Source organism: Pantoea sp. S61, from assembly GCF_016625145.1.
Lineage (GTDB): Bacteria > Pseudomonadota > Gammaproteobacteria > Enterobacterales > Enterobacteriaceae > Pantoea > Pantoea rwandensis_B.
Genome location: NZ_JACVUO010000009.1, coordinates 80,560 through 100,390 on the forward strand (window position 1 = coordinate 80,560; position 19,831 = coordinate 100,390).

Consider the following 19,831-nt stretch of genomic DNA (forward strand, 5'->3'; position numbering starts at 1 on the left):
TGGGTGGAAAGAAAGAGTGGCGATATAATGTTCAACCACAGTAATGTTCTAACCCCAAGCAGAAGAAAGATCAATGCGCAAAATTCACGCCAATGTCATCAATTTGACGTTAAAACGACATCTGTAATTGTCAATTCCGTGTATATCTGGCTGATAAGACGATAAAAAAAGCCCCTGATTTGATGTCCGTCACACAACGGCAAATCAGGGACTTAGCATAAGCATCGAACAAATCTTAATTTAGCGAAATGACACTTTTTGCGATTTGTTGTGCCGTTTGCTGCCAGCCGATAGCCAGAGTCCGCACCAGCGCATCATAGCCATCTTCGTTTTGCGGCAGAGTCAGATTAAAGCCATGTTTGATTAAGCGCCCTTGATGTTGCAGGAGCCATTCTCCGCTCACCACAACCTGGCCATCATAGCGACCCTGGAAACCGGTCACATTCACCGTCAAAGTATCATGGCTTTCACCCAGCGGAGAACTGGCAACAATTCGGCCCGGCAGCGCTTTGCTGAGGTTGCTGATCAATGTCTGTTGTAGTTGTTGATCCAGCGGACTGGCCCACAAGTTATTGGCAGCAATCACATACTTTACATCGCTGGTTTGATACACCAAACCGTTCCCTGCCATATAATCCGGCACCGACACTTGCTCGACCCAAATCATTGGCTGGTTGCCGCTGGATGCGCTGTCTACACGCGCGACGTTGCTGCCCGCAGGCAGTTGATAATAGGTGTTTTCGATGGTGCTGCTACAACCTGCCAGGAGCAGCATCGCACCAATAATCAGCCCTTTTTTCACTGTTTCGCCCTCTTTGGCTGGGGATCCTGGCCCGGTTTGGCTTCAAACACCAATGCATTGCTCTTGGTATTGAGCGTTTTCAGCACCGGCTGCAATTCGCGCAGCACCTGGTCAAGTCGCTGCATGTCTCCCACCAGTTTGTTATAAGCAGGTGAACCCGGCTGCAAGCCTTTCATGCTGCGATTCAACTCGCGCAGCGTCTGCTGCATATCTTCTGGCAGCGTTTTCATCGCCGGGCTGGCAGTGATGTGATTGAGGTTATCCAGAGTTTTCTGCAGTTGCTGCATCGTACGCTGGCTCTCTTTCAGGGTGCCTGTCGCTTCGGTAATCATCGGATTTAATGGCAGACCGTTGATCTTATCCAGCGCTGCCGTCAGCTTCTGCTGGATCTGACTCAATCCACCACTGACCGTTGGAATCACCTCCAGGCCCGCAATCTCATTTGGACCTTTATACGCCGGTGCGTTGTCATAGAAGTCCAGATCGATGTACAGCGCACCCGACAACAGGTTACCGGTTTTCAGCGTGGCGCGCAGACCTCGCTTCTTGCCATCCTGCAGATGCTGCTCAAGGTTGAAATCTCCGCCCAGACGGCTGATAAAGCGATCCGGTTCGATGCGAATCAATATCGGAACACGATAATCGTTATTCAACGCCTGATTGACACCTGGAATGGTGTAAGGCACTTGTGAAACGGTACCCAGACGAATGCCGCGGAACTCAACCGGTGCGCCTACCTGCAAGCCACGAATCGAATCGGTAAAGAACAGCAGGAAATCGGTGTGGGTGGTATACAACGAATCCTGGATGCTGCGCTGATCGTCAAACAGATGGTATTCCGCTTTATTCTCGGCGATCTGCCCCAGCTCCGCGCCATCTGGCACATCAAAACTTACACCACCGCTAAACAGCGTAGTCAGTGAACCCATTTCCACCCGCATGCCGGAGGCAGACATGTCGACGGCGATGCCGCTGTCTTTCCAGAAACGGACGTTGGTAGTGATCAGACGATCGTAAGGGGCGGCGATGAACAGTTGATAGGTCATCATGCGTTTATCGGTATCAAAGGTGCTGGATTCAACCGTACCCACGCGATAGCCACGGAACAGCACCGGATCGCCCGCATTTAGCTGTCCGGCCTTTTTACTGTCGAGTGTGATGCGAATGCCTTTGGCATCCGGCGGTGCCAGAGGTGGCGCATCCAGCAGTTGATAGTGCTCAGGTTGATCGCCCTTCGTGCCTGGCTGCAATTCAATATAGGCACCCGAAAGTAATGTGCCGAGACCGGTAATCCCTTCGCGCCCGATTTGCGGTTTCACCACCCAGAATACGCTGTCGCCATGCAACAGTTTTTCCATACCAGAATTGAGGCGTGCTTTGATCTCCACATGGTGCAGATCGTCAGTTAATACCGCACTTTCCACTACACCAACATTGACACTGCGGCTCTTAATGGTGGTTTTTCCAGCCTCAATACCTTCAGCGCTTTCGGTGATTAATGTCACCTCAGGGCCCTGATGGCTGAAATGATAAAATAAGATCCAGCCACCAATGAATAGCGTGACGATGGGTACAATCCAGACCGGTGACCAGCGTTTAATCTGGTCGACCTTAGCAGTCCCGTGATGGTTGTCCGTCAAGACACGGCTCCTTTCGTTCAGTTTCCCGTAATCGATCCCAAATCAGGCGCGGATCAAACGTCATCGCTGCAAACATGGTAAGAATCACCACCATGGCAAACAGTAGCGCGCCTGGCGCAGGGTAAACACTCATCAGCTGCCCCATCCGCACCAGCGCGGATAACACAGCGATGACAAAAACATCAATCATTGACCAACGGCCAACAAATTCCACCACCTCATACACCACGTGCATTTTCTCATCATCACGCTGACCACGACCGCTGGCATGCCAGCATAGCCAGGCAATTGCCAGCATTTTGAGTGAAGGCACCATGATGCTGGCGATAAAGATCACCAGCGCCACTGGCCAGGATCCATCGCTCCACAGCAGAATCACCCCGGCCATGATGTTCGAGGGATACTGCGAGCCGAGCGTCTCGGTGACCATAATCGGCATGATGTTTGAGGGAATGTACAGCATCACCGAGGTGATCAAGAGTGCCAGCGTCCATTGCAAGCTGTGCTTACGTCGCGGTGCAGCGACCACGCCACAGCGGGGACACTCAGCTTGCCCGACAGATAAGACAGCGGTACAGCAAGGACAACTGCGCAGTCCCTGCTTCAACCCACTGATTCCGGCTTGCGGCACCATCGGCAATGCCGGGAGTGGATCTATGCTCTGCCACACCCAGCGCCGATCTACGCACTGAAATGCGCGCAGCTGTAATACACAGAATAGACACCACGGCCAGAAACTGCTGCCAAGGCCAATTTCGCCGTAGGCCATCAGTTTCACAAAGCTCACCAACACGCCCGCCATAAAGATTTCGGCCATGCCCCAACTGCGTAGCTGGAATAAAATACGCGCCAGCCCAAGACGCAAGCTGTGCGGCATACGCACGCGATTCACCAACAGAAGAATGGTGATCATGCAAAACGCGGGAATTCCCTGCACGAACAGCAGGAACAGTGTCGCCAGGCTACGGTAATCTTCACGGTCCATCACCGAGGGAATATCGAGCAGCGAGATTTGGCTGCTCAGCCCGGCCACATGCATATTGATGAAGGGAAACAGATTCGCCAACACCAGCATAAACAGCGCCGCGAAAGCGTACCCGGTGGGACGTTTTCGCGGCTCATGCCAGTTAGCCGTCAGCGTGGTATGACAACGTGGACAGCGCGCGCGACTGCCCACCGGCACGGCAGGCAGTTTTACGGTTAAATCACACTGTGGACAGAGAATCCACTGATGCGCCTGATCCGTTGCACACATACTGACGTCCTCTGTGTTACGCGCCGTTTTTCAGCGCTTCTAACTCTTCCCAGCGTTCAAACGCCACTTCCAGCTCTTTTTCGGTCTGCGCTAAGGCATCCAAAACGGGCTGAGTTTTGTCATGCGGCTGGCTGAAAAAGTCTGGATGGCTCATCTTCGCCTGCAGTTCACCAATACGCGTTTCCAGTTGCTCCAGTTTTTGCGGCAGCTGTTCCAGTTCACGCGTCAGGTTATAGCTTAGTTTGTTTGCGCTGCGTTTTGGCTCATTTTTATCCGCGGCTTTTGGTGCAGCCGAGGGGGTTTTCACCGTGGCGGATTTGGTTTGCTTATAGGCGCTGCGCTGCAGTTGTGCATCGTGATAGCCACCGACAAAGGCTCCAATCTCACCGTTGCCTTCAAAGATCCAGCACTCGGTCACGGTGTTATCGACGAATTGACGATCGTGGCTCACCAGCATCACGGTGCCCTGATAACCATCCACCAACTCTTCCAACAGCTCCAGCGTTTCCACATCGAGGTCGTTGGTCGGTTCATCGAGAATCAACAGGTTGCTGGGTTTCAGGAACAAACGCGCTAACAACAGGCGGTTACGTTCACCACCGGATAACGCACGCACTGGCGTCATCGCACGCTTCGGATGGAACAGGAAGTCCTGCAGATAGCCCAGCACATGGCGCGGCTTGCCGTTCACCATCACTTCCTGCTTACCTTCCGCGAGGTTATCCATCACGGTACGATCCGGATCCAGTTCGGCACGGTGCTGATCGAAGTAAGCGATCTCCAGTTTAGTCCCGCAGTGCACGCGACCACTGTCGGCTTTTAACTCATCCAGCATCAGACGCAGTAAGGTGGTTTTACCACAGCCGTTCGGACCAATCAGGGCGATCTTATCGCCGCGCTGCACCTGAGTAGAGAAATCACGCACCAGCGTTTTGCCATCCACGCTGTAGTTGACGTTTTCCATCTCAAACACAATCTTGCCTGAACGCGCGGCTTCCCCAACCTGCATGTTGGCTTTGCCCATCACATCACGGCGTTCTGAACGTTCACGACGCAGCGCTTTTAATGCGCGCACGCGGCCTTCATTACGGGTACGGCGCGCTTTGATGCCCTGGCGAATCCAGACTTCTTCCTGCGCCAGCTTGCGGTCAAACTCCGCGTTCTGCATCTCTTCGACGCGCAGTGCTTCTTCTTTACCCACCAGGAATTGATCGTAATCGCCCGGCCATGAAACCAGTTTACCGCGGTCGAGATCGACAATACGCGTCGCCATATTGCGGATAAACGAACGGTCGTGCGAGATAAACACGATGCTGCCGGTAAAGGTTTTGAGGAAGGTTTCCAGCCAGTTGATAGTTTCAATATCGAGGTGGTTAGTTGGTTCATCGAGCATCAGCACGCGCGGATTGCTCACCAGCGCACGGCCCAGCGCGGCTTTACGCAACCAACCGCCGGAGAGTGAGGAAAGCTCGGTGTCGGCTTCCAGACCAATCTGCTGCAATACGTCATTAATACGACTATCCAGTTGCCACAAATTCTGATGATCCAGAATGGTTTGCAGACGACCCATTTCGTTGAGGTTTTTCTCGCTAGGATCTTCCATCACCAGATGAGAAATCGCGTGATAGGCTTTCAAATGCTCAGCCTGTTCCGCAACGCCTTCAGCGACGAAATCGTAGACTGAACCGGTGATGTTGCGAGGTGGGTCCTGTTGCAGACGTGCCACCACCAAATCTTGTTCGTAAATAATGCGGCCATCATCCAGCGGTTGCTCGCCGTTGATGATTTTCATTAATGTGGATTTACCGGCACCGTTACGGCCCACCAGACAGACGCGTTCGCCCTCTTCGATGTGCAGTTCGGTGTTATCCAACAGCGGCGCATCGCTGAATGAGAGGTAAGCGCCATGGATACTGATCAGTGACATAAAACTTATTCCTTACCGGCGTGGCTAACCAGCCAGCAGTTGTGAATTTGACGGTTGCGTGCGAAATCTTGCGACAACGTTTTTTGGGTAATTTCCTGCGCCTGCAGACCCAGAGCGGCTAAGCCGTCGAGGTCCATTTTGAAGCCGCGCTTGTTATTCGAGAACATAATGGTGCCACCGCGACGCAGCAGACGTTTCAGATTCTGCATCAGCATCATGTGATCGCGCTGCACGTCAAAATCGTCTTCCATTCGTTTGGAGTTAGAGAACGTCGGTGGATCGATGAAGATCACATCAAATTGTTCGTCACTGTCACGCAACCAGCTCAGGCAATCGGCGTGCATCAGTCGATGCTGGCGTCCGGTCAGACCGTTAAGACGCAGGTTACGCTCGGCCCATTCCAGATAAGTGCGAGACATATCCACAGTCGTCGTGGTTTTCGCGCCGCCCAGACCCGCATGCACACTGGCAGTGCCGGTGTAGGCAAACAGATTCAGGAAGTCTTTACCGGCACTCATCTTGCCCAGCATTTGGCGGGCCAGACGGTGATCCAGGAACAAACCAGTGTCAAGATAATCGGTCAGATTCACCAGCAGACGCGCGTCAAACTCCTGGACTTCGAAGAAGTCGCCCTTTTCTCCCAGCTTCTGATACTGATTTTTACCCTTCTGGCGCTCACGGGTTTTCATCACCAGTCGATTGGCCGGGATCTCCAGCACGCTCAGGGTAGCGCTGATCACATCGAACAGACGCTGGCGTGCTTTATTGGCATCCACGGTTTTCGGCGGGGCATATTCCTGAATCACCACCCAGTCGCCGTAACGGTCTACCGCGACGTTGTATTCCGGCAAGTCGGCATCATACAAGCGATAGCATTCAATGTTGGACTGCTTCGCCCACTTTTCCAGCTTCTTGATGTTCTTACGCAGACGGTTGGCAAAGTCTTCGGCAATCTGTGCGCTACCTTCACCGCTGGTCGCGGCCAGCTGGTAGTTTTTCTGCACACATTCCAATGGGCCGTTTTTGGCTTTGAACTGGCGGTCGGCGCGCAGTTGCAGGCAGCTCAGCAGTTCCGGTGAAGCACTGAACAGCGACAGATTCCAGCCACCAAACTGCTGCTTCATGATACGTCCCAGCAGGCTGTGTAACGCAATCAACGCGGGTTCGCTTTCCAGACGTTCGCCGTAAGGCGGGTTGCTCAGCACGGTGCCCGTGATCTCCTGGCCCGCCAGCGGGTTTTTCAGCTTAATCACATCCTGCTGAGCAAAGGTGAACAGCTCGAACACACCAGCACGACGCGCATTGGCACGCGCGGATTCCAGCACGCGGCTGTCATTGTCGTAACCGAAGAAACGCGCGGTTGTGGCTGCGGTGCCCACACGGGCACGCTCTTTCGCCTCAGCCAGTACGTCTTGCCAGACCGCCTGATTATGGCTTTTCCAGCGGTTGAAGCCCCAATGGCTACGCAGCAGGCCCGGCGCGCGATCGGTGGCGATCAATGCCGCTTCCAGCAGTAAAGTACCGGAACCGCACATCGGGTCGATCAATGGCGTGGTGCTCTGCCAGCCAGAACGCATCACAATCGCGGCCGCCAGCGTTTCTTTCAGCGGGGCCTGGCCGGTTTGCTGACGATAGCCACGCTGATGCAGCGCATCGCCGCTCAGATCCAGTGCGATGCTCACGCGATCTTTATTCAGCCACGCATTAATGCGAATGCCCGGTTGTTCACGATCCACACTTGGACGCTCCAGGTTCTGCCGCGTGAAGCTGTCAACGATCGCATCTTTAATACGCAACGCGCCGAACTGGCTGTTACGGATCACCTCATTGGTGCCGCTAAAGTGAATCGCAAAGCTGGTGCTGCTGTCGAACATCTCGGTCCAGGGAATGCTCTGCGCGCCCACATACAGGTCGAGATCGCTCCAGACGCCAAATTCTCCCAGCGGCAGCAAAATACGCGAAGCCAGTCGGCTCCACAGCAGGCTTTGGTACATCACACGGTCATCGGCACGGAAGTGGACGCCGCCCTGCACCACCTGCAAATCCTGCGCACCCAGCGCGTCCAGCTCAGTTTTTAACAGCTCTTCGAGCCCACGCGCCGTACTGGCAAACAGAGAATTCATATCGTCACTTTTTACTCTTGCTAAAATTGTTGCGCATTATAGCGAATCAGCGTCCTATGTCATAAAGTTAGCTTCTTTTTGTCCTGTTGGAGTCTCGATGATTACGCTTTCTCGCCTCTATATCCATCCGGTCAAATCCATGCGCGGCTTGCAACTGTCTCATGCACAGGTGCTGGAGAGTGGTCTGGCGTTTGATCGCATCTTCATGGTGACCGAACTGGACGGCACCTTTATTACTGCACGACAGTATCCGGACATGGTGCGTTTTACCCCCGCGCTGTTGCCTGATGGCTTATTTTTAAATGCCCCAGATGGCAGCCAGGCGCTAATTCGCTTTAGCGATTTCACGGCGCAGTTGTCACCCACTGAAGTGTGGGGGAATCATTTCACCTCGCATATTGCGCCCGCTGAAATTAATGATTGGCTGAGCGAATTCTTCCCGCGTCCCGTGCAATTGCGCTGGACCGGTGTTGCTCCCAAGCGGCGGGTGAAAAAATTTGATGAGGTATCGCTGAGTTTCGCGGATGGTTTTCCCTTCCTGCTGGTGAATATGTCGTCACTGCAGGATCTGCAGCAGCGTTGCCCGGCCAGCGTTCGCGTTGAGCAATTCCGCCCTAACCTGGTGGTCAGCGGCGCAGCGGCATGGGATGAAGACAGCTGGAAGCAGATTAAAATCGGCGAGATTGTTTTTGATATGCCCAAGCCTTGCAGCCGCTGTGTATTCACCACCGTTGGCACCGAAAGCGGACGCAAACATCCCGAAGGTGAACCCCTGGCCACGTTACAACGTTTCCGCAGCGGTCAGGACGGTAGCGGAGATATCGATTTCGGTCTGAATCTGATCGCCCGCAACAGCGGCGTGATCCGCGTTGGCGATGAGCTCACGGTTTTGGTTCGTCAGACACCGCGAGCTTACGGCGCGGGCGCGGTGGTGGAAACCCTCAAACCGGTTACCAGCCAACAGGCAGAAGTGATTATTGGCTATCAGGGCAGTCAATTTACCGGCGACAACCAGCAAGTGCTACTGGAACAACTGGAGATGCAGGGCTTTCGCATTCCCTACTCATGCCGTGCCGGGATATGCGGTAGCTGCAAAATGACGCTGGTATCGGGCGAAGTGAAGGCGATGAAACAGAGCGCAGTGCGCGCAGACGGCACGATTCTCAGTTGTAGCTGTATTCCAGCAGGCGATATTGTTCTGGCTTAAACGCTTAAACCGCCCGCGCAAAGTGGGCGTTTTGTTCCTGCTGATGCGGTCGCAAACGATCGTTCATGATCTTAATCGCATCGCCTAACTGCATACCTTTACCGGCTACCGATAATGTATTTTGCGCCAGCAGGCACAGCGCCGCATTTTCGCCACTTTCGACCACCAGCAATTGCGCCTGTTCGCCGCTATCGGCCAGCGTCACGGCCACCATATCGCCTGATGCGGGTTGCCAGCTCTGAGCATGGCTGGTGAAATGCCAGCTTTTTGGCATGAGCGGTTTTAAAAAACGACTCGCGACTAATGCGTTTAACACTAATTCAGCGCGCTGTTCGCCTTTTAATCCACTCTGTCGGCAACGCTCTTCAAACGTAAAATACAGTGCAGCGTCATCGACACAAAAACCACTGACATTAAAGGCATCCGGTGTCAGCATTTTACGCGAGAAGCGCGAACGAAATAGCATGCCATCAGCCAAATCCAGCATCATACGATCGTGTTCTGCGTCAAAATACCAACGCCAGTTATCATCAGGTTTAAACTTCATGATATGCCCTGTAGTTATCGCTGCGCTATCCCCGTCATACTTCACTCTGCAATTGCGTTGGCTGCGTGTGCTCACTCCCGTCACTTACTTAAGTAAGCTCCAGGGGATTCACCCACTTGCCGCCTTACGACAAAGCGAATTATTTAGGGGGCCGAACGCTAGATTTAAAAATATCAGCCTAAGGAAAAGCTGAAAAAAACATCAGCAGGACAAAATATAAACGAGCCGAAGGGATAAATAAACCCCCCGGCGCGGGAAAGTGGGAAATGTCTTAGAGATGGGTCACGATATCTTTAATTAAACCTGGGCCTTTATAAATAAAGCCAGAGTATATCTGCACTAATGTGGCCCCTGCGGCCATTTTTTCACGAGCGGAAACCAGTGAATCAATACCACCGACGCCAATAATAGGTAAGCGACCCTGCAACTCTTGCGACAAGCGGCGAATCACTTCAGTACTGCGTGACTGCACCGGACGGCCACTTAATCCACCCATCTCATCGGCATATTTAAGTCCAGCAACTAAAGCACGATCAAGCGTGGTATTCGTGGCAATGACACCGTCAATTTCATGGCGCACCAAACTGTCGGCAACCTGGATCAATTCTTCTTCAGAAAGATCCGGCGCGATCTTCACCGCGACCGGCACATATTTAAGGTGCCGTTCCTGCAGCTCTTTTTGTTTTAATTTGATCGCCGAAAGCAGATCGTCCAGCGCTTCGCCATATTGCAGCGTGCGTAATCCAGGTGTGTTTGGCGATGAAATATTGATGGCAATATAACCTGCATGGGCATACACCTTTTCCATGCAGATCAGATAATCGTCTTTGCCTTGCTCCACTGGCGTATCTTTATTTTTGCCAATATTGATACCGAGGATGCCTTTGAAGCGTGCTTTTTTAACGTTCTCGACTAAGTGATCGACGCCGTGATTATTAAAGCCCATGCGATTAATAATCCCTTCCGCTTCCACCAGACGGAACATGCGCGGCTTATCATTGCCAGGCTGTGGACGTGGCGTCACCGTCCCGACTTCCACGAAGCCGAAACCCATCGCACCAAAGGCATCAATGCACTCTGCGTTTTTATCGAGGCCTGCAGCAAGCCCCAGCGCGTTAGGGAAAGTCAATCCCATGCAGGTCACCGGGCGTGACGGCAGCGACTGGCGAATCAGTCCTTCCAGCGGCGTTCCGCTGATAAAACGTAATTGTTGAAAGGTGAGTTCGTGCGCACGCTCTGGATCGAGCTTAAACAGCGCCGGCCGGACGATAGGATATAACATGCACTCTCCTGAATGGCGGAAGCGAAGAAGTCGGGTGCACGGAAATTTGTGCGCCAGAATGGTAAAGGCCTCTGGCGCAAAAGTAAATTTAATCAGGTGATGCGGAGTTGATCGAAATCAGCGCTTACCGGTATAACGCGCCAGCAGGCTGCGACTCGCTTTCAGGCCGTTGTAGAGCGTGGGATAGTACCACTGCAGTTTCATGCGTTTACTTTCGCCCGTCACTTTGCGTATCAGTTGGTCAATGGTAACATGCCACTCCTGCGGGACATTAATGTCATTTTTACGCATCTCGATCAAACACCCGTACATCACGGGTTCGTAATAACGATCAAGTAACCACTCATCCGCAGCCAATCCCCACGCCTGCATGAAGCGCTCGCTGTTACCTCGCGCAATAAAGTAGTTTTCCACCCATGAAAACGTCGCTTTTCGTTGTGAGAGCGAGGTCACCATAAATCGCTTGTAGTAATAGCTTTCGTGAGAGAACACCACTTCTTGTGCCTGCATGTACAGCGCGAACATAAAAGGAGCGTCTTCATGGTTTTGAATTGGCAAAAACGTCACACCTACGCGTTCGATAAGATGGCGAGAAACGATGCTGCTCCATAACACGCGGTGCGCTGACTGATGAGTCATCATGTGGCGCAGCGTTGTGCTGCCCCCCGGGAAAGCCCCCTGCATCTTCCGCTGATGAAACGGCTGATACTGACGCTGGCCGAGCGGTAAATCAGTAAACATTTTGGCGCCAAAGCAGAATAATTCCATTTCTGGATGCTGCGCTTTGGCCCGTTGAAAATCAGCAAACAGCGTTATACCGACGAAGTCATCTGCATCCATAAAGTAGATGAAGTCACCCGTGGCGATCTCCAGTCCGCGCGTACGAGCAGCACTCACGCCGCCGCGCTGAGATTGTAATAATGTCATTTGCGGATAGCGTTTAGCCAGCTGCTGGAGTAGCTCCACGCTGTTATCGGTGGATCCGTCATCAATGACAATAATCTGGTCGGGCGGCGAAGATTGCCCCACTAGCGAATCAATGGCTTCTTCCAGCCAGGGGGCACAGTTCCAGTTAGGAATGATCACCGTGATGGTCGTTTTCGTACGCTGATCGCTCATTCTCTCTCCTCAACATTAAAGCCCTTATTGAACGGCAGATGCAGACGTTTAATCACCAGACTGTGTAGCAGACAACACACGCCCAAATTCACCATGCCAAACAATCCAAGCCACAGCAGATTAAGCCAGCGATTTTGATCCCAACTGATCGGCAACAGCGAGCAGAGCCATGCCATCACGCCAGCCACCACCCACACCAACATTACGTCACGCGTCAACCACGTAAAATGGATGCCTGGCGCGAAACGGCGATGCACCAACCACGCCCAACCGAAGAGATAGAAGACATTTTGCCCTAACCACAGCCAGCCCGTGCCATGGGCACCGAAATGGAGAGCGGCAAAGATGTTGAGTGGCACCAGCACAATGGCGAAACAGGAGAAACCTTTAACGTGAAGCTTGAGGTTGCCGTTGATGTATTGCAGGTGATAAAGCAAACCGCAGATGGCCTGCACTCCGCTGCCCAGCGCATACAAACTGAGCACGAATGACATCTCATTCACCACTTGCTGGTTCTGTGTCCATGCCCACAGCAGCGGCGCGGAGAAACAGGCAATCGTAATACTGAGCGGGGCCATGAAGATCGCAACCGCTTGGGTGGTATAGCGATACAGCACGAGCGACTGGTCATCACCCTCTTTTTTGGTTTTCATCCCGGTCATGCGCGGCACGATGGCCTGCATAATCGGGCTGCTCAGCAAAATAATGCCAGTTGCGGCCGTGGCCACCACGGTAAAGGAGCCGTATTCACTCAGCGGCAATGTTTTTGACAGCACCAGACGGTCGATCTGGGAAATAAATGTCCAGACTGCACTGGCGTAAGCCGCGCTGAGGGCAAAGCGAATAAAAGGCTTCAATACTTCTTTAAGATTTTCATGCTTCTGCCTGCGCGCCGAGGCCGGAACCAGTTGGAAGCATTTGTAAATCAGGCACACCGCTTCGGCAATCGAGACCAACAGTTGCCAGATAAAGAAACTCAATACTGGATTAGAGAACAGCTGGATAACCAGTACGGCGCCAAAGGTGCGCAGTGTGACGATCACCAGATTGACGCCATTCAGCCAAACCTGATGTTCAAAGCCGACAATAACGCTGCGATAAGGGCTGGTCCGCCAGCGAATGGCCGCGGTAATCACCATAATTGCTACTGCGATAACCACATCCGAGGACGGCAAATGCTGGGCGTCCAGCCAGTGATGGGCAATCCACGGCGTTGCCACCCAACCGATGACCACCAGCACCACAGTTGAAATCAGGAAGAATTTCGACAGCGCAGCAAATAACGAGGGGAACCAGATAAACTCAGTTTGATTAGCGCGATAGCGGGCCGCTTCACGCATCAAAGTGGTGGATACCCCGGCATCCAGCAATTGCAACCAGGTTAACAGAATCGAAAAGAATCCGACTAAACCATACGCTTCCATCCCCAAATGATGAATATAAAGCGGTACTACCAGAATACCCGACAGTGTCAGGTAAATCTGACCAACATAGTTGGCGATGGCGTTTCGTTTAATTGACATAAGTATCGAGGCGTCTGGGAAAATTCGCTAAAAATAGAGCCTGACACAGAACAGCATAACTGCCTACCGGACTTATTCTTAATTTCAGCACTGGTGCTAAAATGCGTTTTTTCCCACATTAGGTAAGACCGATTAATGAATTCCACATAGGAATAAATATGTATCCTGCCCTTCTCGCATGCGACAAAAGAAAGGATGACAATTTCATGAATGGCTCATCATCGGTAACATTTTTATCGCTGCCGAAGCGAATTATTACATTTCACTTACTACTGTTGCCACAGAATTATTTAAACTCAGTGGAATAAACAGGAATCATGCTGCTCGTTTTAACTCTCTTCCGACTTTAAAATTCTGCAACAGGATAAACATATGCGGACGCTGAATAAGCAACCACTCTTTGATATTGGCTGGCTCAAATTGCCCACCCAAAAATCGAATGGCATTAATCACATATTCCGGCACGGCTGTACCATTGTACAACGAGAGATAAATCATCAAGCGGAAAGAGTGCATTAAATAGGCTTTCTCAATTTCCTTTTTTAATGGCGAGTCCTTTAAAGCCATTTTCAGGGTGCTGTAGGCCTGCATAAAGGCATTGTACCGTTGCTGGAAGTACTCCTGACTCTTACGGCTGTTAGTCAGTGACCCGTTGCGCACGCGTTGGTGGTAATACACTTTCTGACTTACCCACGCATGATTTGAGAGAACGAAAGCCGAAAGGGTGAATTGGTGATCCTCATGAATCCGGTCACGAAAGCGCAAACCATGCTGCTGCACCAGACTTTTTTTCACTGCATAATTCCATGCAGCAGACGTGTAACTGCCGTTGCGCAGCAGGCGCGAGAACACCTGTGAGGACGGCTGTTTCCCGAACATCTCATGCCGCACTTTAGGACGTGTAACCTGGCGTTGGTGATCCTCAAACATCTGCGAATTGAAGCAGAACAGTTCGGTCTCGGGATGCGCCTGATACACCTGCTGCAGTTCAGCCACCAAGCCATCTGCAACAATATCATCCGGATCGCAGAAAAACAGGAACTCCCCTTGGGCTGCCGCCATTCCTGTATCACGCGCCTGTCCAGCGCCGCCATTTGTCGTGGTGATGATTTTCACTTGCGGCAAATGCGCGTAATGCCGCTCGACCAACGCCAGCGTGCCATCGGTAGATCCATCATTAACAATAATAATCTCATTGGGCGAATCAATTTGTTTAAGCAATGCGTCAACACATTCGACAATATAATTCTCTACGTTATAGGTAGGAATAATAATAGATAACAGGATTTTAGACATAAACCTTTCCCGAAAACGGTTGAAAGAAATGAAATGCCACTGGCAAGAAGTGCCTGTGTAAAAGCATTGCGCTAAAAGGTTAAACGCAATGTAAACGGCCAGATTGTTATTTCGGGATCAGTTAAGCAGATAGGATTTTAGTTTCACAGGGCCAAAAATTAATTAAGAGATTTAAACCATTAGCAATACATCAATCCTGCTAACTCCTTTATGAAATAATGCATACCTCACATTAATGCCTTTAACTTTTGTCGCATCTGATGAGGGAAAGTTACACATTTTATGTGCGAATAGATGTCAGGGAATACTTATCTATAAAATATAAACAGATAGATAACCCCCTCCCGCAACGCCTGATAAGTTAAATGAAAAGTAAACAGACCTTAGCGCTCAATTGATTTATCTCATTTTTTTTCACTTTTTCAACTGTGCGACTTCACTTCATTATTTTCACTTGTCCATCAGTCCAGGTTTTTCGAAACGTAACTGTCGTTACAGATATCCGCACAGAAAATAATCTTTCTCATGCAACGATGAGTTGTCGTTTCATTCATTGTTAGTAATCATTCCCAATGGTAGTAAAGTGACCTTTTAGGACTATTCGCAATTCGTCAGCGCTAACTCTGCCACCTCTATTTTACTCTGATGAACCCTTTTGCATTTTCCGCCTTTTGATTGCCGGATAAATCATTTAAGCCCATCTCCTCGCTCTGCCAGTATTGAACACATCAGTTCTCAATATCAGATAATCAATAACTTTCAGTTATAAGGAGTGACCATGCGGGTTATTACGCTGGCGGGCAGCCCTCGCTTCCCATCGCGCTCTACTGCACTGCTCAGCCTGTGCCAGCACGCGTTGGAAGCACGCGGTGTTGAAGTCATTCCCTGGAATATTCACAACTTCCAGGCGGACGATCTTCTCTATGCACGCTTTGACTCCCCAGCCCTCAACGCGTTGAAAGCCGACCTGGCGCTGGCAGACGGACTGATTGTTGCCACCCCCATTTATAAAGCGTCATTTTCGGGTGCGCTGAAAACCCTGCTTGATTTGCTGCCAGAACGCGCCCTGGAACACAAAGTGGTGTTGCCATTGGCCAGCGGCGGCAGTGCATCCCACTTGCTGGCCGTGGATTACGCGCTCAAGCCGGTCTTGAATGCCCTAAAAGCCCAGGAAGTGCTGCATGGCGTGTTTGCCACCGACACGCAAATAGTGAATTACGACCGCCAGCCAGAGCTGGATCCACAGCTGGCCGATCGCATCGACGACGCGCTGGATACATTCTGGCATGCACTGCATCGTCGTCATCAACCTTACGCACAAGCGGTATAAAGGAAGAATCATGAAAAGGATGTTTACAGCTTTACTGCTACCGGCCTTTGCCGCGCTGGTTGCGCTGAGTGCCAACGTTATTGCCGCTGATGCCCCGGCGCAGTTGCGTGTGGGATATCAAAAGGGATCGGTGAGCATGGTGTTAGCAAAATCTCACCAGATGCTGGAACAGCGTTTCCCCCACACACAGATCAAATGGATTGAATTTCCAGCAGGACCGCAAATGCTGGAGGCGCTGAATGTCGACAGCATTGATTTAGGCAGCACCGGTGATATTCCGCCGCTGTTTGCACAGGCAGCAGGCGCGGATCTGCTTTATGTCGGTTCCGAGCCACCGAAACCTCAGGCTGAAGTGATTCTGGTGCCCAAAGACAGCCCGATTCAGCGTGTTGCCGATTTGAAAGGCCATAAAGTGGCCTTTCAGAAGGGCTCCAGTTCACACAACTTATTGTTGCGTGCGCTGGAGCAGGCCGGCCTGAGTTTTAAAGATATCCAGCCCACCTATCTGACCCCTGCCGATGCGCGAGCCGCTTTCCAGCAGGGCGATGTCGATGCCTGGGCAATCTGGGATCCTTACTACTCTGCCGCCTTACTGCAAGGCAACGTGCGCGTGCTGGCTGATGGCAGCAAGCTAAACCAGACCGGTTCCTTCTATTTAGCCACACGCAAATATGCCGAAGCCAACGGTCCATTTGTCCAGCAAGTGCTGCAAACCTTTAGTGATGCCGATGCGCTGACCCGCAGCCAACGCGCCCAAAGCATCGACCTGCTGGCACAGGCGATGGGCTTACCCAAGCCGGTGATTGCCAGCTATCTCGACCATCGTCCACCCACCACGATTACGCCGGTCAGCGCACATACTGCGCAGGCCCAACAGCAAACGGCCGACCTGTTTTATGCCAATCATCTGATGCCGGTAAAAGTGAACATCACTGACCGCATCTGGCATCCACAGTCCGCCCAGCCATAAGGAATTGAATCATGAGCATATCCGTATTCTGGTTTCTCCCGACCCACGGTGATGGGCACTATCTTGGCACCGCCGAAGGTTCGCGTCCTGTCGATCACGGTTATCTGCAGCAGATTGCTCAGGCCGCCGATCGCCTTGGCTTTGGCGGCGTGCTGATCCCCACCGGCCGCTCCTGCGAAGATGCCTGGCTGGTGGCCGCGTCACTGATTCCAGTGACGCAACGTTTGCGCTTCCTTGTGGCGCTGCGTCCGGGCGTGATTTCACCCACTCAGGCAGCGCGCCAGGCCGCGACGCTTGACCGTCTGTCCAACGGGCGCGCGCTGTTTAACCTGGTCACTGGCGGCGATCCTGAAGAGCTGGCGGGTGACGGCGTGTTCCTCGATCATCGCGAGCGTTATGAAGAATCCGCGGAGTTCACCCGCGTATGGCGTCGCGTTTCAGAAGGCGAAACCGTGGATTACGAGGGTAAACACGTCAAAGTGCGCGGTGCACGCCTGATGTTCAAACCGGTACAACAGCCACGTCCACCGCTGTGGTTTGGCGGTTCATCCGATGCCGCGCAGGATCTCGCCGCTGAGCAGGTCGATGTTTATCTCACCTGGGGCGAGCCCCCGGCATTAGTCAAAGAGAAAATTGATCAAGTGCGTGCCAAAGCGGCTGCGCAGGGCCGTAAAGTGCGCTTCGGCATTCGTCTGCACGTCATCGTGCGCGAAACCAATCAAGAGGCCTGGCAGGCAGCGGGTCGCCTGATTGCTCATCTCGACGATGCCACCATTGCCAAAGCGCAAGCGGCCTTTGCCCGTACCGATTCTGTCGGTCAGCAGCGCATGGCCGCGCTGCACGGTGGCCGTCGTGACAAACTGGAGATCAGCCCGAACCTGTGGGCAGGCGTGGGTTTGGTGCGTGGCGGTGCCGGTACTGCGCTGGTGGGCGATGGCCCAACCGTGGCTGCACGTATGCAGGAGTACAGCGACCTCGGCATCGAGACCTTTATTCTCTCAGGCTATCCGCATCTTGAAGAGGCCTATCGTGTCGGTGAGCTGCTGTTCCCACACCTTGATTTGGCTATCCCTGAAGTGCCGAAACCTCGAGTGGTGCAAGCGCACGGTGAAGCGGTTGCCAACGATTTCACCCCACAGAAAGTGTCTCAGAGCTAAGGAGTTCAGGATGGCAAAGTTTCAAAAACAGCTGAGTAATGCCCTGCTGCCCTGGGCCTTACCGGTGCTGCTGGTGGCGGTGTGGCAGCTCGCCTCTCAGGTGGGCTGGCTTTCAACACGTATTCTGCCCTCACCGGAAAACATCATTATTACGTTCTGGAAGCTGACGGTGAGTGGTGAATTGTGGCAAAACCTCGCCATCAGTGGCTGGCGTGCGGCGATTGGCTTTGCCATTGGCGGCTCGATCGGCTTGGTGCTTGGCTTGATCACCGGCACCTCACGCGTGGGTGAACGTTTGCTGGATACCTCAGTGCAGATGCTGCGCAACGTGCCGCATCTGGCATTGATCCCGCTGGTGATCCTGTGGTTTGGCATCGATGAGTCAGCCAAGATTTTCCTGGTGGCACTCGGCACCTTATTCCCGATTTACCTCAACACTTATCACGGTATCCGTAATATCGATCGCGGTCTGGTGGAGATGGCGCGCAGTTATGGTCTTTCTGGCTGGAGTCTGTTTATTCAGGTGATTCTGCCGGGTGCGCTGCCCTCGATCATGGTCGGCGTGCGCTTTGCGCTGGGCCTGATGTGGCTGACGCTGATCGTGGCTGAAACTATCTCGGCCAACTCTGGCATTGGCTATCTGGCGATGAATGCACGTGAGTTTCTGCAAACCGATGTGGTGGTGGTCGCCATCATTCTCTACGCGCTGCTCGGCAAACTGGCCGATGTCGCCGCTCAACTGCTGGAGCGCGTATGGCTGCGCTGGCATCCGGCTTATCAATTGAAGGAGAACGCATGAGCAACGCAACGTTAAGCCCGTCGCGTCTGAACAGCGGCACCCCGGTTGGCGTTAACGGCGTCAGCAAGCAATATGGTGATCGCACCATCCTCAACAACATCAATCTGCATATCCCGGCAGGGCAGTTTGTTGCGGTAGTGGGCCGCAGCGGATGCGGTAAAAGTACCCTGCTGCGCCTGCTGGCGGGACTGGAATCCACTTCGCGCGGTGAACTGCTGGCAGGGACTGCGCCGTTGGCGCAAGCTCGCGAAGACACGCGCCTCATGTTCCAGGATGCGCGTCTGCTGCCGTGGAAAAAAGTTATCGATAATGTGGGTCTGGGTTTGAAGGGGCGTGAATGGCGGGCTGCCGCGCTGGAAGCACTGGAGGCGGTAGGTTTAGCCGATCGCGCTAACGAGTGGCCAGCGGCGCTATCGGGTGGGCAAAAGCAGCGTGTGGCGCTGGCTCGCGCGTTGATTCATCGACCGGGTTTGTTGCTGCTGGATGAACCCCTGGGTGCGCTGGATGCACTGACGCGTATTGAGATGCAGGGATTGATTGAATCGCTATGGCAACAACATAACTTCACGGTGTTGCTGGTCACCCATGATGTCAGTGAAGCAGTGGCGATGGCCGATCGCGTATTGCTGATTGAAGAGGGGCAGATTGGGCTGGATTTAACCGTGGACCTCGCGCGACCACGTCGACGTGGGTCGGCGCGACTGGCGGAACTGGAAGCAGAAGTGCTGGATCGTGTGATGAAGCGCAGTCCGGCAGAGCAGCCGCTGAAATTCGCCCAGCAGCGTTAGTCGGATTCGAAGTCGAAGTCGATCGGGATAGTGCCACTGCCACTCCACGCAACCAGAGAAAGTGGC

General features: G+C 52.8%; 16 protein-coding genes. 6 read left to right on the forward strand and 10 right to left on the reverse strand.

The features are described 5' to 3' along the window. Nucleotides 1–235: 235 nt before the first annotated feature. Genes pqiC through rlmKL form a run of 5 tightly spaced genes read right to left on the reverse strand, consistent with a single transcriptional unit; the run spans nt 236 to nt 7,747 of the window. Nucleotides 236–802, reverse strand: coding sequence for a membrane integrity-associated transporter subunit PqiC (pqiC, locus tag IAE30_RS17395; RefSeq protein ID WP_200680477.1), 567 nt, complete (start codon nt 800–802; stop codon nt 236–238). Continuing rightward, nucleotides 799–2,442: an intermembrane transport protein PqiB gene (gene pqiB / locus IAE30_RS17400; protein WP_038647762.1), complete on the reverse strand. Its 1,644-nt coding sequence runs from the start codon at nt 2,440–2,442 to the stop codon at nt 799–801. The genes pqiC and pqiB overlap by 4 nt, the downstream gene beginning before the upstream one ends. Next, complete coding sequence (gene pqiA / locus IAE30_RS17405) at nt 2,414–3,697, reverse strand: membrane integrity-associated transporter subunit PqiA (protein WP_200537215.1); 1,284 nt, start codon at nt 3,695–3,697, stop codon at nt 2,414–2,416. The genes pqiB and pqiA overlap by 29 nt, the downstream gene beginning before the upstream one ends. Nucleotides 3,698–3,713: 16 nt before the next feature. Further along, nucleotides 3,714–5,624, reverse strand: a complete 1,911-nt coding sequence (locus IAE30_RS17410) for an ABC transporter ATP-binding protein (RefSeq protein ID WP_038647766.1) — start codon at nt 5,622–5,624, stop codon at nt 3,714–3,716. A gap of 5 nt (nt 5,625–5,629) precedes the next feature. Continuing rightward, entirely contained in the window at nt 5,630–7,747 is a 2,118-nt protein-coding gene (gene rlmKL, locus IAE30_RS17415) for a bifunctional 23S rRNA (guanine(2069)-N(7))-methyltransferase RlmK/23S rRNA (guanine(2445)-N(2))-methyltransferase RlmL (RefSeq protein WP_200680479.1), read from the reverse strand. Nucleotides 7,748–7,844: 97 nt separating this feature from the next. Between rlmKL and IAE30_RS17420 the strand changes: the two genes are divergently transcribed. Further along, complete coding sequence (locus IAE30_RS17420; protein WP_200680481.1) at nt 7,845–8,954, forward strand: YcbX family protein; 1,110 nt, start codon at nt 7,845–7,847, stop codon at nt 8,952–8,954. 4 nt (nt 8,955–8,958) lie between these two features. On the opposite strand, the gene IAE30_RS17425 is transcribed toward IAE30_RS17420, so the two are convergent. The 5 genes from IAE30_RS17425 to IAE30_RS17445 form a co-directional block, all read right to left on the reverse strand. Then, a complete protein-coding gene (locus IAE30_RS17425; RefSeq protein ID WP_200680483.1) occupies nt 8,959–9,501 on the reverse strand; it encodes a cell division protein ZapC in 543 nt (180 codons plus the stop codon). Between the two features lie 271 nt (nt 9,502–9,772). Further along, nucleotides 9,773–10,783 carry a quinone-dependent dihydroorotate dehydrogenase gene (gene pyrD / locus IAE30_RS17430; protein ID WP_038647772.1) on the reverse strand — a complete coding sequence of 337 codons (1,011 nt, stop codon included), beginning with the start codon at nt 10,781–10,783 and terminating at the stop codon, nt 9,773–9,775. A gap of 117 nt (nt 10,784–10,900) precedes the next feature. After that, nucleotides 10,901–11,902: a glycosyltransferase family 2 protein gene (locus IAE30_RS17435; protein WP_038647774.1), complete on the reverse strand. Its 1,002-nt coding sequence runs from the start codon at nt 11,900–11,902 to the stop codon at nt 10,901–10,903. Next, a complete protein-coding gene (locus IAE30_RS17440) occupies nt 11,899–13,425 on the reverse strand; it encodes a lipopolysaccharide biosynthesis protein (RefSeq protein WP_045831672.1) in 1,527 nt (508 codons plus the stop codon). The genes IAE30_RS17435 and IAE30_RS17440 overlap by 4 nt, the downstream gene beginning before the upstream one ends. A gap of 315 nt (nt 13,426–13,740) precedes the next feature. Continuing rightward, nucleotides 13,741–14,721, reverse strand: coding sequence for a glycosyltransferase family 2 protein (locus IAE30_RS17445; protein ID WP_200537210.1), 981 nt, complete (start codon nt 14,719–14,721; stop codon nt 13,741–13,743). A 778-nt stretch (nt 14,722–15,499) separates the two neighbouring features. Between IAE30_RS17445 and ssuE the strand changes: the two genes are divergently transcribed. Genes ssuE through ssuB form a run of 5 tightly spaced genes read left to right on the forward strand, consistent with a single transcriptional unit; the run spans nt 15,500 to nt 19,765 of the window. Beyond that, nucleotides 15,500–16,051, forward strand: a complete 552-nt coding sequence (ssuE, locus tag IAE30_RS17450) for an NADPH-dependent FMN reductase (protein ID WP_045816257.1) — start codon at nt 15,500–15,502, stop codon at nt 16,049–16,051. 10 nt (nt 16,052–16,061) lie between these two features. Beyond that, nucleotides 16,062–17,021, forward strand: a complete 960-nt coding sequence (locus tag IAE30_RS17455) for a sulfonate ABC transporter substrate-binding protein (protein ID WP_200680484.1) — start codon at nt 16,062–16,064, stop codon at nt 17,019–17,021. An 11-nt stretch (nt 17,022–17,032) separates the two neighbouring features. After that, nucleotides 17,033–18,178, forward strand: coding sequence for an FMNH2-dependent alkanesulfonate monooxygenase (gene ssuD, locus IAE30_RS17460; protein WP_200680485.1), 1,146 nt, complete (start codon nt 17,033–17,035; stop codon nt 18,176–18,178). A 10-nt stretch (nt 18,179–18,188) separates the two neighbouring features. Then, a complete protein-coding gene (gene ssuC, locus IAE30_RS17465; protein WP_034820490.1) occupies nt 18,189–18,977 on the forward strand; it encodes an aliphatic sulfonate ABC transporter permease SsuC in 789 nt (262 codons plus the stop codon). Continuing rightward, the gene (gene ssuB, locus IAE30_RS17470; RefSeq protein WP_038647784.1) at nt 18,974–19,765 is read left to right on the forward strand and encodes an aliphatic sulfonates ABC transporter ATP-binding protein; all 792 of its coding nucleotides are present in this window, start codon (nt 18,974–18,976) and stop codon (nt 19,763–19,765) included. The genes ssuC and ssuB overlap by 4 nt, the downstream gene beginning before the upstream one ends. The last annotated feature ends 66 nt before the right edge of the window (nt 19,766–19,831 follow it).